Source organism: Azorhizobium oxalatiphilum, from assembly GCF_014635325.1.
Classification (GTDB): Bacteria; Pseudomonadota; Alphaproteobacteria; order Rhizobiales; family Xanthobacteraceae; genus Azorhizobium; species Azorhizobium oxalatiphilum.
This window is the reverse complement of the sequence record NZ_BMCT01000007.1, coordinates 257,509-278,644: the sequence shown is the minus strand read 5'-3', so window position 1 is coordinate 278,644 and position 21,136 is coordinate 257,509. Positions and strand designations below refer to the sequence as shown.

General features: G+C 68.1%; 5 protein-coding genes. 3 read left to right on the top strand and 2 right to left on the bottom strand.

What is annotated here, in order from left to right:
* The first annotated feature begins 25 nt into the window (after positions 1-25).
* The 3 genes from ileS (at position 26) to IEW24_RS21520 (ending at position 17,912) form a co-directional block, all read left to right on the top strand.
* Positions 26-3,205, top strand: coding sequence for an isoleucine--tRNA ligase (ileS, locus tag IEW24_RS21530; protein WP_188582512.1), 3,180 nt, complete (start codon positions 26-28; stop codon positions 3,203-3,205).
* 494 nt (positions 3,206-3,699) lie between these two features.
* The gene (locus tag IEW24_RS21525) at positions 3,700-17,130 is read left to right on the top strand and encodes a DUF4114 domain-containing protein (RefSeq protein WP_188582510.1); all 13,431 of its coding nucleotides are present in this window, start codon (positions 3,700-3,702) and stop codon (positions 17,128-17,130) included.
* Positions 17,131-17,381: 251 nt separating this feature from the next.
* A complete protein-coding gene (locus IEW24_RS21520) occupies positions 17,382-17,912 on the top strand; it encodes a hypothetical protein (protein WP_188582508.1) in 531 nt (176 codons plus the stop codon).
* Positions 17,913-18,037: 125 nt separating this feature from the next.
* On the opposite strand, the gene IEW24_RS21515 is transcribed toward IEW24_RS21520, so the two are convergent.
* On the bottom strand, positions 18,038-19,480 hold the full coding sequence (locus IEW24_RS21515; RefSeq protein ID WP_188582506.1) for a cytochrome c: 1,443 nt from the start codon (positions 19,478-19,480) through the stop codon (positions 18,038-18,040).
* The gene (locus tag IEW24_RS21510) at positions 19,480-21,114 is read right to left on the bottom strand and encodes a GMC family oxidoreductase (protein WP_188582505.1); all 1,635 of its coding nucleotides are present in this window, start codon (positions 21,112-21,114) and stop codon (positions 19,480-19,482) included. Before IEW24_RS21510 ends, IEW24_RS21515 begins: the two co-directional genes overlap by 1 nt.
* Positions 21,115-21,136 lie beyond the last annotated feature (22 nt).

Genomic DNA, 21,136 nt, shown 5'->3' with positions numbered 1-21,136 from the left:
GATGACGCCCCTGGAATAACGCCTCATGAAACACGAAGCCGCCAAGCTCTATCCCAGCGCAGATCCGTCCCCGAGCTTCCCGAAGATCGAGCAGGAGGTTCTGGAGTACTGGAAAGCGCAGGGCACGTTCGAGGCCCAGGTTGCGGCGCGTCCGAAGACCAATCCGGACGGCAGCTCCAACGAATTCGTCTTCTACGATGGCCCGCCCTTCGCCAACGGCCTCCCGCACTATGGCCATATCGCGACGGCCTTCGTGAAGGACATCGTGCCGCGCTATCACGCCATGAAGGGCCGCCATGTGGAGCGGCGCTTCGGCTGGGATTGCCACGGCCTGCCCGCCGAGCTGGAGGTGGAGAAGGAACTCCAGGTCTTCGGCCGCACCGCCATCATCGAATACGGCATCGACAAGTTCAACGACGCCTGCGCCAAGTCCGTCCAGCGCTACACGCAGGAGTGGAAGTGGTATGTGGACCGCGCCGCCCGCTGGGTGAGCTTCGACAACGCCTACCGCACCATGGACACCTCGTTCATGGAAAGCGTGATCTGGGCCTTCAAGACGCTCTGGGACAAGGGGCTGGTCTATGAGGGCTATCGCGTCGTGCCCTACAGCTGGGCCGTGCAGTCGCCGCTCTCCAACTTCGAGACCCGGCTCGACAATTCCTACCGCGAACGCGCCGACCCGGCGCTGACGGTGGCCTTCCGCCTGGAAGCCCGCCCGGGCGATGCCGGCCCGCTGCGCATCCTCGCCTGGACGACGACCCCGTGGACCCTGCCCTCCAACCTCGCCCTCGCGGTGGGGCCGGAGATCGATTACGTCGGCCTCGCCAAGGACGGCGAGACCTGGATCATGGCTGAGGCCGCGGTCGAGACCTACAAGCGCGAATTCCCCGACGCCGAAGTGGTGTGGCGCGGCAAGGGCAGCGACCTCGTGGGCCGCACCTACGAGCCCATGTTCCCCTATTTCGCCGACACCGAGAACGCCTTCCGCGTGCTTGGCGGAGCCTTCGTCTCCACCGAGGACGGCACCGGCATCGTGCACATGGCGCCCGGCTTCGGTGAAGAGGACATGGCCGCCTGCCGCGCCGCCGACATCCCGGTGGTGGTGCCGGTGGACGAGGCCGGCCGCTTCACGTCGCAGGTGCCCGATTTCGTCGGCCAGAACGTCATCTATGAAGGCACGCCCAGCGTCATCAAGGCGCTGAAGGAGCGGCGCGACGGCACCGTCGTGCGCCACGAGCAGGTGCTCCACTCCTATCCGCACTGCTGGCGCACCGACGAGCCGCTGATCTACAAGGCCATCAACGGCTGGTACGTGGCCGTGACCCAGTTCAAGGATCGCATGAGCGAACTGAACAAGGGCATCAACTGGACGCCCTCGCACGTGCGGGATGGCGCCTTCGGCAAGTGGCTGGAGAATGCCCGCGACTGGAACGTCTCGCGCAACCGCTTCTGGGGCGCGCCGATCCCGGTGTGGCAGAGCGATGACCCGAACTATCCGCGCACCGATGTCTACGGCTCGCTGGCCGAGCTGGAGAAGGATTTCGGCGTGCCGGTGGAGAACCTGCACCGCCCCTTCATCGACACCCTGACCCGGCCCAATCCCGATGACCCGACCGGGCGCTCCACCATGCGCCGGGTGCCGGATGTGCTCGACTGCTGGTTCGAGAGCGGCTCCATGCCGTTCGCCCAGCAGCACTATCCGTTCGAGAATCAGGACCGCTTCGAGGAGAACTTCCCCGGCGACTTCATCGTGGAATATGTCGCGCAGACGCGCGGCTGGTTCTACACGCTGATGGTGCTCTCCACCGCGCTGTTCGACCGCGCGCCGTTCCGCAACTGCGTCTGCCACGGCGTGGTGCTGGACGAGGACAACCAGAAGCTCTCCAAGCGCCTGAAGAACTATCCCGACCCGGTGGAGGTGTTCGACCAGTACGGCGCGGATGCGCTGCGCTGGTACATGATGTCCTCGCCCCTCATGGTCGGCGGCGATCTCGCCATGGCCAAGGACGGCAAGGACATCGGCAAGGCCACCCGCCCGGTGATCCTGCGGCTGTGGAACGCCTATGCCTTCTTCACCATGTACGCCAACATCGATGGCGTGAAGGCGAAGGTGGATACCGCCAGCACCAACGTGCTCGACCGCTACATCCTCGCCAAGGTGCGCGAGATGGTGGAAGCGGTGCAGGGGCGGCTCGATGCGTTCGACATCCCCGGCGCCTATGCGCAGGTGACGCCGGTCATCGACGCGCTGAACAACTGGTACATCCGCAACCGTCGCCAGGCCTTCTGGTCGGACGCGGCGGAGAATGCGGGCGACAAGCAGGCCGCCTACGACACACTCTATACGGCGCTGACCGTGATCTGCCGCACGCTGGCGCCGCTGCTGCCGTTCGTGACCGAGAAGATCTACACCAGCCTCACCGGCGAACCGTCCGTGCATCTGAGCGACTGGCCCGAGCTGGCAACCCTGCCCGAGGACCACGACCTCGTGCGCCGCATGGATCTGGCCCGCGACGTGTGCTCGGCGGTGCTGGCGCTGCGCGAGGAGCGGCGCCTGCGCGTGCGCCTGCCGCTCTCCAAGCTGGTGGTCGCCCATGCCGACAGCGCCGAGCTGGTGCCCTTCACCGACGTCATCGCGGCGGAAGTGAACGTGAAGCAGCTGGAGTTCATCACCAACATCTCCGCCATCGCCACCCGCGACGTGAAGGTGGAGCCCTCGCTCGGCCGCAAGTACGGCGCCGCCATGAAGGCGGTGTTCGCCGCCCAGCGCTCCGGCGACTGGACGCTGCGCGACGACGGCAAGCTGGAGATCGGCGGACTGGTGCTGGAGCCGGACGAGTTCGAGCTGCGCATCCGCGCGCCCGAGGGCGTGGCGGTGGCGGCCTTCTCCCAGGGCCTCGGCGCGGTGATGCTCGACACGGAAGTCACCGACGCGCTGCGCGCCGAGGGCTGGGCGCGCGACGTGGTCCGCCTGATCCAGAGCGCCCGCAAGGACGCCGATCTGGAGGTGACGGCCCGCATCCATGTGTCCGCGCAGGTGCATGGGGCGCTGAAGGCGGCGCTGGAGACCCATCGCGAGACCATCCAGCGCGATACGCTGACCGCGAACCTCGACCTTTCCGTCGAGTTCGCCAAGGACGCCGAAGGCATCACCTCGGACACGCTGGACGGCGAGGACATCCGCCTCGTCATCGCACCGGTCTGATCGCGACTTCGGCCCCTGATACAGGGGCCGGCTCACGGCCCTCCGCATTCCCATCCCGCGCCCCTCCGGCGCGGGATTTTTTTATGCCCGGCACCGGGCGGGGGGATCCGCGCGCGGCAGCGACCACGCTTGCATTGCGGCATCTATACAATCAAAGATTGTCACAACTAGGATTCACGCGCAAAAGTATAATAACCTCCCGAAACACCTACCCCAATGCCGTCAAATTGAGCAACGGCTCCCGGCTAAGCCCACGCTCCGGGCACCGGACCGCGATGCACCCAATTTTGGGCGGTGCCTCCTGCGCAAAATGGGAAGAAAGCGTTGGCCCCGGTGCGGTAGCTGTGGCTGTGTATGCGACATTAATGTCGCCGGAGGTGGCTGTGGCTGGGGGGCCGCAGTCACCTCCCATTGAACGAATGGCGGTCTCTCTCGGGGCCGCCGTTTTTTGAGCTGTCCTCGGGTGGGGACCATTGCGGGTGGTGGGGTCCGGCATGTCCGTCGTTTCCGATTTCATTGCAGACATCGTTGCGCGCGTTGCCGCCGGCACCCTCACCTATGCCAACGGCATCAGCCAGCTCATCGCTCTGGCGGCCACCGCCAGCGCCGCCGACGACACCCTGATCGGCGACGGCATCGCCGACTGCATCACCGCCGCCGTCGACCTGGGATCGAACGGCAACCAGACCGGCAACGCGGCCATCACCGCCATTACCGCGGCCGTCGACGCCGGCACCATCAGCAGCGCGGACAGCATCGGCCTGCTCGCCGGCATGCTGCGCAGCGCGGAATATTATGCCTACCTGAAGGCCAACACCGCGCTCAACAGCATGCTGAGCGCGGACCCGTCGCTGGCCGGAACGGCGGTTGCGGCGCTCACCATCGCCTCTGGCATCGAGAGCCAGGGCGATGCCTACACCATGGCCAACGCCCTCAGCACGATTGCCAACACCGCCGGCCAGACGCTGGCCGATACGGCGGCGCTCATCACGGCGCAGGTCGACGCCGCCGGCGTCGAGCCGGCCGCCGCCCTCGTCCTGCTGGGCCAGCTCGCCATCATCCGGGGTGTGCAGAACAGCGGCGTCGTCTCCACCATCGCCACCGAGGCGGTGGCGCTGATCACTGCCGGCGACATCTCGGATGGCGCCGCACTTCAGGCACTGGCCGACGGCGCGCTGCTCGCCGGCAATTATGGCGGCACCACCGGCACCAATGCCGGCGCGGGCGCCTATGGCCTGATGCAGCTCATGCTCGGCATGGTGACGCTCGATCCCGCGCTGGCGGCGGATGCCGGCGTGCAGATCGCCGCCACCATCGACGTCACCTCGGCCTCATATCTGGGCGTCTATTCCTACAGCATGTATGCCAGCGCGGCGGTGAATGCGGTGTTGGCGCGCGGCGCCTCCACCGCCACCTATGAGCTGCTGGCCGCCATCGCCACCAAGCACGGCACGGCGCAGGGCCAGTCCCGCGATCCGCTGAACCTCGCGGGCACCGCGCTCCACACCCTGGTTGCGCAGGCCTCCGACCCCACCGCCACCGCGCGGGCCATCGTCGCCGCCATCTCCAACGTGATCTCCGACCTCGGCCTGACGGCGGATGCGGGCGTCACCTTGCTGCTCGGCCTCGGCGCCACCGGCCATGTGACGGGCAATGCCTATTGGGCCGACGATTATCTGATGGCCGCCGCCGCCCCGGCGCTGGCCGCCCTCATCCATGCGGATGCCATCAGCGCCACCCCCACGCTGACCATGGCCTCGCTGGAAGCGGATCTCGTCACCGCCGTCGCCTCCACGCGCGGCATCTATACCGGCCTCTATGCCATCAAGCTGCTGGCCGCCGCCGTCTCCGAGCTGCCGGCGAACGACACCGCCAGCCTGGTGCTGATCGGCTCCGCGCTCGGCTATTATACGGCGCAGGTACCGGGCGATGCGGCGGATGCGCTCGCCGCCATCACCGCCCTCATCACCTACCAGACGGTGACGGGGGACGCCGCCATCCAGATGCTGATCGGCTATGGCGGCGGCGGCGGCTACGCCTCCGTGCAGGCCGGCCGGCTCATGGAGCGGGTGCTGGCCTCCGCCGCCACCCAGCCGGAGGACGTGGCGGCGGCCGTGACCGCCGCCATCGGCACCACGCTCACCGCCGATCAGGCCATCCTCGTGCTGGCCGGCATCGCCACCGCCACCACCAGCTCGCGCGGGCAGGCGGCGGCCTGGGACAGCCTCGCCACGCTGTTCTCCACCGACACGGCGGCCCACATCGCCGCCCTCGACGCGGTGGTGGGCAACACCGCCGGTTCCGCGCTGGCCGGCACCGAGACGCTCTATCTGCTGGCCAATGTGGCCGCCCTCTCCGACGGTGCCACCGCCGGCGCGCTCGAAGCCGAGATCCTTGCTCTCGCCGGCCGGACCTCGCTGTTCGCTTCCGTGGACACGGCGGTGGCGGTGCTGCTCACGGCGGTGGCCAATGCCGGCCAGTATCTGTTCGGCGCGGAAGCCATTGCCGCGCAGGCCGTGGTCATAGCCCTCGTGGGCGAGGTGATCGCCGCGCTGGTGGAGAACGGCGCGCTCAGCGATGCACAGGCGGTCGCCGACGTGACCGCCGCCCTCACCGCCTCGGTCTCGCCGCTGGACGTGCACCGGGCGCTCGCCGTGCTCGCCACCTTGCAGGGCCACGGCGTCGATGCGACGGCGGTGGAAGACGCCATCCAGTCCTATATCGACAATGCCACCGGCGGGCTCACCGCTGCGCGGGCGGTCTATGACCTGACCACGCTGCTCGCCACCGCCACCGGCGATTTCGCCACCGCGCTCACCGCCGACATCGCGGCCATCCTCTACAATCCGGTGAACTTCGCCGGCACCGTCGGCCTCGGCGACGAGGCGCAGATCGCCCATGTGGCCGGGCTCATCTCCGCGCTCTACGGCGCCGATCCGACTGCTGCGCAGGCGATGCTCGACGGCCTCTCGGCCCGCATCGGCGCACTCTATGACCTCAGCGGCACGCAGGCCGCCCATTTCCTCGTGGACCTCTATGGGGCCGGCGGCACGGCCGCCACCGCCGCCGAGACCACGATCCACGATCTGATCGACGCCGGCACCGTGGCCGTGGGCGTGTTCACCGGCATGGTGGATGGTACCGTGGCGGCGGGCTTCATGGCCGCCACCGACGCGCTCAGCCTGCTGGGCAACCTCGAAACCTACGACACCACGGCGGTGGCGAGCGCCCTCTCCAGCCTGATCCTCAACGCGCACGCCACGCTCGCCCAGCTTCAGCAGGCCGTGAACACCGACATCACCCCCGGCACGGCCATTTCCGCCGTGGCGCTGGTGATGCGCGGCGCCACCGGCACGCTGCTGAGCGAGGCGGCCGACGCGCTGGAGAGCATCGTCGGCACCGACGCCACGCTGGGCTCGCTCGCCGTCACCGCCCTCATGCCGCTGATCGCCAGCACCGACAGCGATCTGCGGGGCGTGGCCTATGAGGCGCTGCACGCCATCGTCGCGGCGGCGGGCGGCGGCGATGACGCCTATGCTTTCCTGCTGGAGTATGTGGGCGATCAGGACACCGGCGTGCGCACCGACGCGCGGGCCGAGCTTGCCGCCCTCGTGGCCGATGGCATCGTTACCACCACCACTGCGGTGGGCGTGCTCGGCACCGCGCTCGACCTGTCCAATCCCGATCCGGCGGCCAATCCCACGCAGGTGCTGGCCATTGCCGCCGCCATGCTGCTGATCTCGCCGGATCATGCCACCGCGCTCAATTTCATCGAGCAGGTGATCGGCCACAACGGCACCCAGCCCGCCTATGGCTTCACCCGCGATGCGGCCATCACCGCCATCGCCAATGCCGCCGCCGGCTCCATCGACGCTTTGCTCGTGGCCGGCACCGACATCGCCGCGCTGGGCAGCTCGCTCACCTCGGCCACCGTCTTCTCCTACGTGCTCACCGCCGGCCTGCTGAGCACCACGGACCTCATCACGCTGGTGGCGCATATCGGCGGCCAGCTCACGCAGGCGGACGGCCCGTTCGCCGCCGGCGCGGTCATCGCCGCCCAGATCGCCGGCATGTCGGACACCGACAAGCTCGCGGCCATGTCCGGCATCAGCGGCCTCATCGCCGATGATTTCGCCCATCTGCGCCCGGTGGAAGCCGCGCAGATCGTGCTCGGCATCTATCTGGCCGGCGAGCTTTCCGGCGCCATCCTGCTCAGCGACAGCCTCGTCACCGACGGCGTGATCGATGGCGGCGCGCTGGCCTATGGCATCGTCTCGGCCATGGCCGACGACATCGTGGAGACCGCCGACGGCGTGGTGGCGCTGGCCGCCATCGGCACCCAGTCCACCCATGCGGAAACCCGCACCGCCGTCTATGAGGTGCTGTCCGACGCCATCACCGGCGGCACCACCTCATCCACCGGCAGGCTGGACGTGGCCGAGGTGATGGCCGGCATCAATGCCGCCGTCACCGGCGGCGTCATCACCGCCACGCAGGCCTTCGCTCTGGTGGAAAGCCTGCTGCTGTACCGGCTGGAGGAAGGCCCCTTCACCGATCCCGCTTTTGTGCAGGCCACGGACGATCTCCAGCAGGCCGTCACCGACGAGCACGCGCTGCTGATCAGCAACGGCCTTGACGTGGACGACGCCATCACCGCGCTGGCGCTGGCCGGGGGCGATGCCGGCCGCGCCACGCGCGGCGTGGTGGCCGAGCAGATCGTGGCGCTGGCGGGCAGCACCGTTTCCGATGCCCGCGTGGTCTCCGACATCCTCGCCACCCTGGACGCCACCCCGCCGCTGACCGCCGTGCAGGTGGCCGCCGTTCTGATGACGGTGGCGGGCGCGGGCGATGCCGGCCTGCAGGTGGAAGCGGGCAAGGCCATCGGCGCCCTCTATGCAAGCGGCGACCTGACGGCGCTCGCGCTCTATCAGGCCGTCTATGTGCCGGTGACGGACGGCATGCTGACCCCCGAGCAGGATCTGAACGTCGCCTTCGGCATCGTGGCCGGCGGCGGCGGCGTGGCGGCGGGGCAGGTGCTGAACCAGCTCCGCGCAGCCTTCTTCTCGCAGTCAGAATTGCTCACCGCTCTGTCCGGCGCCATCTCCGGTGGCGTGCTCACGGCCACGCAGGCCATGTCGGCCGGCGCCGGCATGGCCGCCGCCAACGGCCAGACCTCTAACCTTGTCGCGATCCTCGACCGCTTGATTGCGACCGACGCGCTGACGCCCGCCGCCGCCGTGGAGACCATCGGCACGGTCATCGGCACCAATTATCTCACCGTCGCACTGGCGCTGACCGCCATCGAGACGGTGGCGAGCAACCTGACCGGCGCCGACCTCACCTCCATGGGGCTCGGCCTCGGCGAATTGCTGGCCAACGGCATCATCACGCAGACGGACCTGCGCACCAGCCTGCAACTGGCGGTGAACGGCAGCCAGAGCGCGCCCGTGGTGACGCCCTTCCTGTCGCTGGCGGAAGCCGTGGCGCTGCTGCAGGGTGCCGCCGCCGACACCAGCGCCGCAGCGCTGGCGGCGCATGTGGAAACGATGGCCTATGCCATCATCGCCACGCTCACCGCCGACAATCCGTCCGGCGTGGACGCCATCCTCGCCGACATCTTCACGCAGGTGACTGCCGGCACGCTGACCGTTGCCTCCGCCACCGCCCAGCTCATCGCCATCGCGGGCACGGGAGCGGACGACGTACAGGCGGCCGTGACCGCGCAGCTGCGCGCCTTCGCGGAAAACGGGCTGGTGGGCGTCAGCCCCGCCAACGGCCTCTCCATCGAGACGCAGGCCATCTATCAGGCCGGCCTCAGCGGCGCGATTCCCGCCGACACCGCCGCCTTCATGCTGGCCTATCTGCACAGCACGGAAGCCACCAGCGACATCGGCGCGCTGGTGAATGCCGGCCTCATCACCGCCGCCGCCGCCGTGGCCGAGATCCTGGCCGCCGCCGACCATTCGCCGACCGTGGTGACGCCGGCCCTGGCCGCCTCCGCGCTCATCGAACTCATCACCGCGACCGTGAACGCCATCACGGTGGGCGCGGCCTATGACGCCGACATGCCCAACGCGGCGCTGGCCGGGCTGATCGGCCTGATCAATGCCGGCGACATCCCGCTCAGCACCCTCACCAGCCTCGCCTCCACCGCTGCCGGAGGCGTCATTCTCGGCCTCATGTTCCTCGCCGGCACGGCGCCGATCCTGACGCCGGACGGGCTTGAGAGCCAGGTGGACGTGGCCACTGCGGCGCTCGCCACCACCACCGATGTGGCGGCCACCCTGCGGGGCATCGCCACGCTGACGGAAGCGGGCTTTGCCGACGGCACCGACGTGCTCGGCATGATGGCCAGCATCTCCGCCGGCAGCAGCGACCTTGCCACCGTGAAGGCGGTGGCGGAGGCCATCGCCGGCCTGCTGGCCGACAGCGCGGTGACGGAGGCCGAGGTGCTGTCCGCGCTGGGCAGCCAGTATCTCGTCGCCGCCATGCTCATCGACGGCAATGATCCGGCGGGCAGCTCCGCGCTGTTCGTCGGCGTCCTGGAGCACATGATCACCCTGTCTGGTGATGGTGCGCCCGTGGGCATCATCCCCGCCCTCGTCGCTGCGGTGGCGGTGGGCAGCGATCCCGGCCTGACGGTGACGCAGGCCATCGCCGCGCTCGGCAGCTATGCCCTGCTCGGCAATCCGCAATATCTGGACAGCGCCGCCGAGGCCATCGCCGGCTTCCCCTATGCCGCCTCGACGGCTTTCTCCGTGCTGGAGCAGATGCTGCTGGACGGCGCGGCGGATGCCCGCACCAGCATGGGCGCCCTCATCGCCGCCTTCGCGGCAGAGCGGGAGATCAGCGATGCCGACCTCATCGCGGAATTCTCCACCCAAGCTCCGCTGACCGCCGCCCGCCTCATCATCGCCTTGCGCGGGCAGAATGACGCGGCGACCGCCAGTCTCGGCCGCGGCGCGGTTGATTGGGGGCTCATCGGCGCCGGGCTTGACGCCCTGGTGAACCCCACCACGCCCATTGCCGACGTGATCGCGCAAGTTCAGGCCGACACCACGGGCGCTGCGGACGACCAGCTCGACATCCTCATCGCCATGGGCCTTGAGGGTGATGTCGCCATGCAGGCCGCCGCCGGCCGCGCCGTCTACGCTCTGGTGGATACGTTCGACGCCGCCACCCTCACCGCCACCCTCGCGGCGCACGTCAGCCCGTTCGAGGGCGCGCCGCTGGCCGGCTTCCTCATCGCTCTGGCCTTCGCGGGCGATGACGTCTTCCTCGCCATGGTGGCCGGGGTCGCCGCCGGCATCGCCAGCACCGCCACCACCGGCGTGGGCGTGGCCGTGGACAATCTGGTCACGGCCGGCGAGCTGACCGGCATCGAGGCCGTCGATTTCCTCTCCTATTATGTGACCGCCACCGGCGGCTCGCGCGCCGCCACCGACGCGGAACTGGCGAAGCTCGCCACCGCGCCGCTTGACCCCACCGCCGTGGTGGCCGAACTCATCGCCATGGCGGATACCGGCGGCAATGCCATGCTGGTGGAACTGGCCGGCCGCATCGCGGCGCTGGCCGGTGACGGCGTGCTGACCGTCTCCGCCGCCATCACCCAGATCACCGCCAGCGGGCTTGCCTCCGACAAGATCGTCACGCTGCTGGCCGCCGGTGCGGTGTCCGGCGAAGGCGGGACCGCTTTTGCCGCAGCGGCGGGCGATGCCATCGCGGCCGAGATCATCGCCGGCAACATCGACAACGACAGTGTGCTGCCGCTCATCGAGACGGCGCTCGCCGATTATCGCGGCGGCGACATTGCCGGCGAGATCACTTTGCTCGCCGCCATGGCCGGCAACGGCATTTCCGGCTTCGTGCTGGGTGGGGTCATCGCCACCCATGTGACGGCCGGGGACATCAGCGCCGCCGCCGCCGCCGCTCTCATCTCGGCGCAGGTGGGCACGGAGCTGAGCGGCGAGCTGGCGGAAGTCCTGCTGCTCCAGATCGCCGCCACCTCCACGGCGGCGGGCGTCACCGTCGCCGAGACGCTGACTTCGCTGATCGAAAGCAGTGCCCTCACCGCCGGCAGCGCCGTCGCGATCATCAACGTAGCCGTCACGGTCGGCCAAATCTCCGCCACGCTGGCGGTGCGGATGTTCGCGGATCTGGCGGCGGTGAATGGCGCCTATGCCGCCGAGGTCACGAGCGGCCTTTCCGCCGAGATCCAGGCCGGGCACGTCACCGCCGCCGCCGCGCTCTCGGTCTTCCTGAACCTCATCGGCACGCCGGACAGCGCCTATCCTTCCACGTCGTCGGCGGGGCTGGCGAATGTGGTGGTGGCCATGGCCGGCTCCACCGCCACCACGGCCGCCGCCGTCATCGCCGCCATCGACACCGCTGCGGTGGATGATCAGGTGATCACCCTCGCCATCGCCGCCACGCTGATCGTGGCCATCGCCAACGGCGCCAGCCCCTCCATCCTCGATGACGTGGCCGACGGACTCATCACGCTGGTGGATGCGGGCCTCTCCATCGCCAATGCCGTCGCCACCATCTCCACGGCGACCAGCGCGGGCACGCTGCACCCCGTCTACACCTCCGCCGTGCTCATCGAGCTCGCCGGGGCGGCGGAAGGCCGTGCGGACCAGTTCACGTTCGACCTCGCCATCGGCTCCGCTCTGGCGGAGCTGGCGACCGACGAGCTGCGCGGGGTGTCCTCGCTGCTGTCCGAACTCGGCACCTATCTCGGCAACGGCACCATCGGTGCCGACCATGCAGCGCTGCTGATCGCCAGCCTCGGCCTCAACGGGTTTGCGGGCGACAGCTCGTCGTCCCTCGCCGGGCTGCTCGTGGACGGCGACCTCACACTCTCGCAGGTGTTCGGCGCCCTTGAGACGCTGATGGACGCGTCCGACGCCACCGGCGACGCCACCCTCGCCCGCATGATGGCCGATCTCGGCGGCAGCACGAACAGTGTGCAGCAGGTGGCCGTGGGCGCCAGACTGGCATTGCTCGCTGATGACGGCACGCTCAGCCTCACCGCCGTCACCACCGCCATCGCGGCGTCCGTCACCGCCGGCCGTCTCACCGCCGACCAGCGCGCCACCGTGCTGCTGTCCGTCGCCGGGCATCTGGATGGCGACGCGCAGATCGCCATCGGCGGCATCCTCGGTGCCGAAGCCGACAGCGCCGGCGATGTGGCGACCATCGCCGCCCGCCTCGATGCGGCCTTCACCGCCGGTGCGCTGGGCTCCACCGCGCTGATCAGCGTGCTCGCCGGCATCGCCGGGCAGGCCGGCACCCATGTCTTCGCCGCCAAAGTGGTCGCCACCGAGCTTGCGACCCTCATCGGCCGGGGCGACATCACCGGCGCCGACGCCATGGCCGCGCTGGAAGCCACCGCCGGCACGGTGCCGGCGGCGACGCTGGTCTCCGCTTTGCTGGAGCTGATGCAGATCAGCGGCTACAGCGCGCTCGCGGCCGGCGAGATCGAGAGCCTGATCGGCAACGGTCTGATCAGCTTCGCGGACGCCACCGCCGCCATCGACGCGCATCTGTTCGTGCCGGGCACCGTGGTGCTGCCCTCCAATATGTACAGCCTTGCCGTCTCCGAGAGCCTGCTGCTGCAGCTCGCCATCAATGGCGATGCGGACATGCAGGCCTTCGTGGGCAAGCAGTTCATCGAGCTGGGGCAGGCCCACGGCACGCCGTCCCTGTTCCTCACCGCCATCGGTGTCGATGCGGCGGGCCAGAGCGGCGCGCTCTCGGGCGAGGAGGTCATCCGCATCTATGCCAATATGGTGGCCAACGGCGTCCACGCGCCTGATGCCAACAATGTGGAAAATTTTGTGCGCCTGGGCGCCTATGCCGCCGTCAACCTCTACAAGACCAGCGTTTCCACCGCCGATATGGTGGCCATCCTCGCGGACGCCGCCGAGCACGGTTCGGATGCCAACATCCTGAATGTTGTGTATGTGATCATGGCGATCAACGCGCCGGCGGATGCCGTCGCGGCCGTGCACGCAGCGCTCACCGCCGGCACCATCGCCACCGACACCGCGCTCGACATCATGTTCGGCCTGCTGACCACCGACGGCACCGTCTATGATGATCTGGTGAAGGCCGAACTGGTGGCCATGGTGCAGGCGCACGAGCTGCCGATCACCGACCTCCTCAACGAGATGGCCTCCCGCTCCTTCCATTGGACCGAGCTGCTGGCGGCGCTGGCGGCTGGTGCCGACCCCGCCACCCTCGATGTGCTGGCCGATGCCGTCGTCACCGCAGCCTCGATCACGATCTCGGTCGGCACCGCCGACGCCTTCTTCACGGACGCCCTGCATCAGGCCAAGCTCGACGGCCTGCTGCTCGCCGCCGGCAACATGACGCTGGCCGATGCCCTGGCCGACCTCAAGAGCTACAGCGCCGATCACGACGTCAGCTACTGGGCGGCGCTCACGCAGTTGCTCAGCCAGGCACCGACGCAAGCCACCTACAACCAGATCCAGACCGCGATCTTCGCCTATGAGGCCACGACCAAGGATCAGGAGCTGGCCCAGCATCTGGCCTCCAGCGAGCATGCCCATGTGGTGTATGACGCCTTGGGCAACCCCACCACGGTGGCGGCGGACCCGAACGCCATCAGCTACGAGACGGTGCTCGCCAACTTCTACGGCGTGGCCGACGCCAGCCGCGCGCACTTCATCGCGCTCCATAGTTTCTACACCGCGCTCTACACCGGCACGAGCGTCGCGCAGGCCATCGCCACCGCCACGGACGGCAGCACGCCGCAGAACACCCTGAGCGCGGCGGAGGCCATCTACACGGCGCTCAAGTTCGACCAGAGCAACCATTACAGCACCGTGGACAGCGGCTATGCGGGCCTCCCGGACGAGCTGCACACCCTGCTGCTCAACGGCGATGCCGCCGACGCCATCTTCAACAATTATTATCAGGCCGCCCGGTATTCCACCGACCCGGCCTCGCTCATCCCCGCGCTGCTGGCCACCATCGACGATTACGTCACCACCGCGCTCGGGGTGAGCAGCGGCGCGGAGTTTGACGAGCTGCGCTCGCTGACCATCGCCTATGTCTATGCCGCCGGGCATGGCGACGCGACGGTGGCGCCGCTGGCCGATCTCTATTTCGAGGATCTGGTCGAGCACCTCGCCTTCATCACCGTGCTTGAGACCGACGACACCACCGCTGTCGGCCCGTCCACGCAAGACAAGCAGGACGCCTTCAACGCACTCGGCATCCTCGCCACCAAGAATGCCAGCGACAATCCCCTCCAGCCGGTGCAGGACGGGCTCTCCTATTTCGGCACCCTGGTGACCAACGGCATCACGTACGGCCTGCAGCAGGACGGCGCAGGACGTGGCCTGACCTCGGTCATGAACGATCCGGACAGCGTCGATTCCTATGTGGAACTCGGCACCCAGATCGGCGCCAAGGTGGCCGCCAACGTGTTCATGACCGCGGTGTTCGGCGCCAATCCCGTGGGCACGGCGCTGACCGTGGCGACCTTTGCCGCCAAGGGCATGGTCATGCTGCTGTCGCTCAGCGCCATCCAGACGTCGCTGGGGCCGGTGGCGGGCATCGGGGTGGGCTATTACACCATCCTCGGCGCCACCGCCGGGCTGCTGGGCAACATCTTCACCGGCTTCGGCACCGCCGCCGGCGAGACGGTGAGCGAGAGCATTGATCATGTGCTCGACATGACCAGCGCCATCGGCTCCGGCAATGCGGCGGACATCGCGCTCGCCGGCACCGAGGTCTATTTCGACTATATCAAGCTGCTCACCGGCTCGGATCTGCGCCACTATGGCGAGGTGGCCGAGCATATGGTGGATCTCTACAACCATCTGGAGGACGGCAATCTCGACGCGGCGGTCGCGGACATCCAGGCCATGGGGGAATCCTTCCTCGATATCATCATCGAGAACCCCTATCTGGGCGTCGTCTCCAACAAGATCATGGAGTACGCGAGCACGGTGAACAACGCGCTGTCCCTCATGGGCGACAGCTTCACCCTGCTCGGCCAGAACCTCGTCACCGGCGCGCTGCTGGTGGGCACCGCCCTCGACACCGCCGGCAACGTGCTGCGCGATGTCGCCCACTCCATCGGCAACTTTGCCGAGGATGTGTGGGATGCGGTCGGCTCGGTGTTCGACGGCTACATCCGGGGTGCCACCGTGTTCGCGGACGCCAATTACAACGGCGTGCTCGATCCCGGCGAGGCCTTCGCCATCACCGATGCCAACGGCCATTACACGCTGACCAATGCCAACGGCCCGCTGGTGGCCACCGGCGGCATCGACACCGCCACCGGCCTTGCCTTCGACGGCAGGCTGATCGCCCCCGAGGGCGCCACCACCATCAGCGCCATCACCACGCTGATCCAGAAGGTGGCCCAGCGCGGCACTGGCGATCCGGTGGCGGCACAGGCGGTGGTGGCGGCGGCGCTCGGCCTTTCCACCACCATCGATCTCGACGATTTCGACGCCATCGCCGGCGTGAAGGCAGGTGTTGCCGGGGCGGTGGAGATCTTCGCCCGCGCCGCCACCGTGCTCAACACCGTGGCGCTGCTGGAAGCGGCGGGCGCCACCACCAATCCGTTCGACATCATCGCCAGCCAGCTCACCGCCGCCAGCACGGCCGGCACCACGGTGGACCTCTCCAACGCCACCACCATCGCCGCGATCGCCGCCAGCAGCGGCGTATCGGCAGGCGTGGCCTCCACGGTGACGCAGCTCGTCATCGCCAGCAATCGCCTGCTCACCGAGAGCGCGGCGGCAGCGGGCAACGATGCGCTGGCGCTGCTGCGGGCGATCACGGCGGTCAGCATCTCCGCGCAGGGCGAGACGTCGGACGCCCTCCATGCCGCCGGCACGGACGCCGCCGCGCTTGCCGGCGTGCTCAACAGCTACACCGGCACCAGCCTCGCGAACCATGTCACCGCCAATCTGGACAATGTGGGTGATTTCGAGGATCCGGACGGCACCGTATCGCTGAAGGTGGGCGCGGGCAGCCACGGCATCGAGCTGGATTTCGACGCGGCGAGCGGCATCACCGGCCAGTGGGTGCGGTTCGAGGCGCAGCACGCCAGCGTGCCCGGCGGCGTGACGCTGCTGGTCTATGCGGTGGATGCGGCGGGAAATCTCGTGGCCCGTTCCGATCACCACACCGGGGCCGACGTGACGCTGGAAAGCGCCACCCTCGCCACCGTCGGCGCGGTGACGGACGACCATGGCAACACCCTGTTCCTCGGCGCCCAGTCGGTCTATCTCACCGCCGGTGAGCAGCTGCGTTTCGCGGTGCTCAGCGGCAATCACGTGATCGACATGTCGGCCTCGATCAACTTCGCGACGCTGACCAGCGGTGCGCTGCAGCTTTCCGTGGGCGGCCTGACGATCAACGCCATCACCAACGACACGCTCTCCGAGGGCGCGGAACTGGCCGGCTACCAGCGCGACAGCAACTCGCCGCTGCTCTATCTGCACCATGGCGACATGCTGACCGTGGATATGACCGGCAGCACGGCGCACACCAATACGCTGGGCTTCGTGCATATCGACGTGGACGGCTCGGGCGGCTGGAGCGTGGGCGGGGTGGCCTATGGCGACACCATCGACTTCCAGCACGCGGTGCAGAGCGCGCTCGACACCGGCTTCTCGACTGCGGCGGGCGGCACCTTCAGCACCTCCGCCACCTGGACGGTGGCGGGGAGCGACGGCTTCTACGCCCCGGTGCTGCTGACCCAGACCGGCGAGATCTTCGTGGTCGGCACCGGCAATGCGGGCGGCTACGAATACATCCGCATGTATGGCGAGAACACTTTTGGCTTCGAGGACCTCGCCTACAATCAGGGCTCGGACTTCGACTATAACGACATGGTCATGCGCCTCACCCCCGTGACCGGCCACTTCGTGGGCTGAGACGGGGACAGCGAGGCGGCTGGTGCTGCGCGGGGGATCTCACTTCTCCCGCGCGCCTCGCCATGGCGGCGCATGTAGCTGGCTCCGCCAGCCCTCATGATCGCTCGGCGTCAAGCCGCGCTGAGGGAAAGCATCTGCCCCGGCGGGGTGAAATCTTTTTCACAAAAGACGAGTTTGATAGCTTGGTCGCGAAGCGGCTTGGGCTATCGCCTCACGCTCGCAATGCATTGCGTTTTAGGGGGGCTAGGCGAATGCTGGATCTTGGGCTTTTTCCGCAGACTGGCGTTCATGCGGTATTTATCGCCACCATCGTACTCGGCATATTTCCGATCATCTTATCGGCCGCATCCGATAACATTGTATCGCTTTGGGTCAGTTTATTGCTGACGGCATGCGCGGTAGTGGTCGCTTATCTCAGCCGATCGGTCGCGCACGAGATATTGGCGATACTCCTTTATATGTCGGCCCTCATCAGCGCGTCCGTTCTCTACGGGGCAGCGCAGATTGCCAAGGCGGTGACAGCAGAAGCGGAAAATTCCCGCGAAGCCCTGCCTAAGGCGAAACCTCAGGAGCCTGTACCTGTCCTTGCGGCGCCTGTGCCCGTGGAAGCGCGGCCCACCGACGGGGTCGAGGAGTATCGCGGCATCAGATACACGCGGAACAAGGATCTCAGCATTTCGAGCGATGTGACCGGGGAAGTCGTCAGCTGGCCCAACATCATGGCTTTCAGGTCGGATGTTGATGAGTATCTCGATGCCACGGAAAGCCGTCCCTTGGCGTGAGGCCTGCCACTTCGGCGGCTGACATGGGGCCGGCTGGTCTCGGCCATAAGAAAACCCCGCCGTCCGGCCGGACGGCGGGGTTTCGTCTTTTCAGGAACGCGGGCCCCTGCGGGAGGCGCGCTGCCTCAGACGCCGGTGGGCGCCGGAGCGGCGGGACGGCGGCGGCGGAGCCCGTAGACCAGCAGCACCAGCGCCGCGATCAGCGCCACGGCGGCGCCCGCGCCCATGCCCACGCGGGCCATCAGCAGCAGGTCGGACTGCGGCCCGCCGATGCGGATGGTCTGCACCTCCGCGGGCGTCACCGTCAGCGTGCTGTTGCCGTAGGTCTTCAGCACGTAGTTGGAGAGCGACGCCACTTCCGCATTGGTGAGCGAGGTGACAGCATTGGGCTGCCCGCCGAACGGCGGCATGAACACATGGCCGTGCCCGGTTTCGCGATCCACGCCGAACAGGATGGTGGCGACGAGGTTGGCCGCATTCGGGCCGCCGGTGGCCGAGTTGCTGAACAGGCTCGGATAATAGGCGTCCGTCGTGCCCTGCGCATTGTAGCCATGGCAGGAGGCGCAGTTGGCGGAATAGATCTGCGCGCCTTCCTTCGGGCCCTTCATGCCCTTGGCGAAGCCCTCGCCACGGAAGCCGGCCAGCTCGTTGCCCGCCTTGCCCTGATCGAAGCGCGTGCCGCCCGCCACCGCGCCGGCGGGGCTCGCCGGCAGGTCCAGCACATAGGTGGCCATGGCCGAGAGATCGGCGTCGGTCATGTGGGTGAAGGAATGGGTGATGGCCTCGCCCATGCTGCCCGCCGCCTGCGCCTTGCCGACGAGGCGACCGGTCTTCAGGTAAGTGACCAGCTCATCATGCGACCAGCTGCCGATGCCCGCCGTCTTGTCCTTGGTGATGTTGGGCGCGAACCACGGCCCCACCTGCGCGCCGGCCAGCGGCTGGTCGGTCTTCTCCTGCATGAAGATGCCGCGCGGCGTGTGGCAGGTGCCGCAATGGGCGGCGCCCTCCACCAGATAGCGGCCCCGGTTCCATTCCGCCGAGCGCGCCGGATCGGCCACGAACGGCTTGGCGTTCGCGAACAGCAGGTTCCAGCCGAACATGGACAGGCGGATGTTGAGCGGGAACGGCAGATCGGTCTTCGCCGTCAGCGCCTCATCCACCGGCGTCACCGCCTGCATGAAATAGGCGTAGAGGGCGTGGATGTCCTCGTCCGTCATCACGGCATAGGCCGTATAGGGCATGGCCGGGAAGAGGTGCGTGCCATCCGGTAGCACGCCCTTGCGCACGGCATCCGCGAACTGCGTCTCGGTATAGGTGCCGATGCCGAAGCTCTTGGAGGGCGTGATGTTGGTAGCGACGATGCCGCCCACGGGCGAGGAGATCACATGGCCGCCGGCCATGGGCTTGCCGCCGGTGTTGGTGTGGCAGGCCGTGCAGTCGGAGGCGGTCGCCAGATAGCGGCCACGCTCGACCACGCTGTCGGGGAACTGCTGCGCAACGGCGGGCACGGCCACCGTGACCATCGCCGCCGCAGCGAGGGCGGCGCGGAGCTTGTTGATCAGGCTCATCAGTGCGCGCCCTTCATCTGGCTGACGATGGCGTCGGCGGAGCGGAGCGCCAGCGCGGCCATGGTGATGGTGCTGTTGCCGCAGGCGGTGCTCGCCATGGCGCCGCCGCCGGGCAGGAACAGATTGTCGTGGTCGTGCGAGCGGCAGTCGGTGTCCACCACCGAGTTCATGGCGTCGGCGCCCATGATGGTGCCGCCCATGATGTGCTTGGACTGGGCGAACTTCGGCGAGATCTTCACGTCGGTCGCGCCCATGGCGGCGGCGATCTTCTTGCCGATGGGCAGCGAATAGACCTCGGCCGATCTGCGCACGTAATCGCCCACGTCATAGTGGATGGAGGGCTTGGGCAGGCCCAGCCAGTCGGTCTTGTCGGAGAGCGTCAGGCGGTTGTCGGGATGGGGCAGGATCTCGTGCGCCGCCACGATGTCCGCCGTGCAGGCGGTCATGCGACGGATCTCCTCGTCCAGCGCCTTGCCCACGAGGCCCTTCTTCAGCGCCGCGAAGGTGACGAAGCGGTTGCGGGCGAAGTTGTTGTAGCGGAAGTAGGCGCCCGCATGCTCGGAGCGGAACGCGCCCTGCGAGGTCTCCATGATGCCGCTGTTGACCACCGGACCAACACCCGACCAGAACGGCTCCTTGGTAGTGACGGTGAGGGTCAGCTGCGGATGGTCCATCATGTTCCGCCCGACCTGATCGGAGCGGTTGGCGATGCCGTTGGGGTTGCGGTCGTCCTTGGACATGAGCAGCAGCTTGGGCGTCTCGAGGCCGTTGGCGGCGATCACGAACAGCTTGCCGGCCACGCGGTGGCTCTGCTTGTTCGGATCGAGATAGTGCACCGCCTCGATCCGGTTCTGCCCGTTGGTCTCCACCTTGTAGACCACGGCGTCGGCGAGGATCTTCGCGCCCTTGGCCTCAAGGCGGCCGAGGGCGGTGGCGGCGTCATACTTGGCGCCCACGGGGCAGACCGGCACGCAATTGTTGTTGGCGCAGCAGGCCGGGCGGTCGTCATAGGGCATGCCGCTGTTGCGGGCCTGCGAGACCGGAATGTTGTTGTAGCCAAGCTCCTTCACGATCTGCGTGAAGCGCGTCTCGCCGGGCGAGAAGGGCAGCGGCGGCATGGGATAGGGCTTCAGGCGCGCGCGGCGCGGCCACTGCTGCTCGGGGTTCGACGGGCCGCAGATGCCGAGCTTGTATTCGGCGCGGGTGTAGAAGGGATCGAGCGTGTCGTAATCGAACGCCCAGTCGCGGCCGACGCCATAGAGCGACTTGAGGCGCATGTCCTCCGGCGTCAGGCGCCAGGACGTGCCGGCCCAGTGCCAGGTGGAGCCGCCCGCATAGCGGATATAGGTCTGGGCGTAGCTGTCCGGGCCGGAGAGCTGGAGATAATCGTGCGCGCCGCCGGTGGGGCCGGTGGGATGCGGCGCCCAGGGCGCGGGCGGGTAGGACACCGAGGTGTCGCCCTTCAGGCCCAGCGGGGCGTTGCGGAAGTTCTCGACGATCTCGGCGCGCGAGACGCGCGGGCCGGCTTCGAGCATGAGGACCGAGATGCCGGCATCCAGCAGTTGTTCGGCGATGAGGACGCCGACGACGCCGGTGCCGATGACGACGACCTCGGCATTATTCTTCGTGACCATGGGACGGATTTCTCTCGAAAGC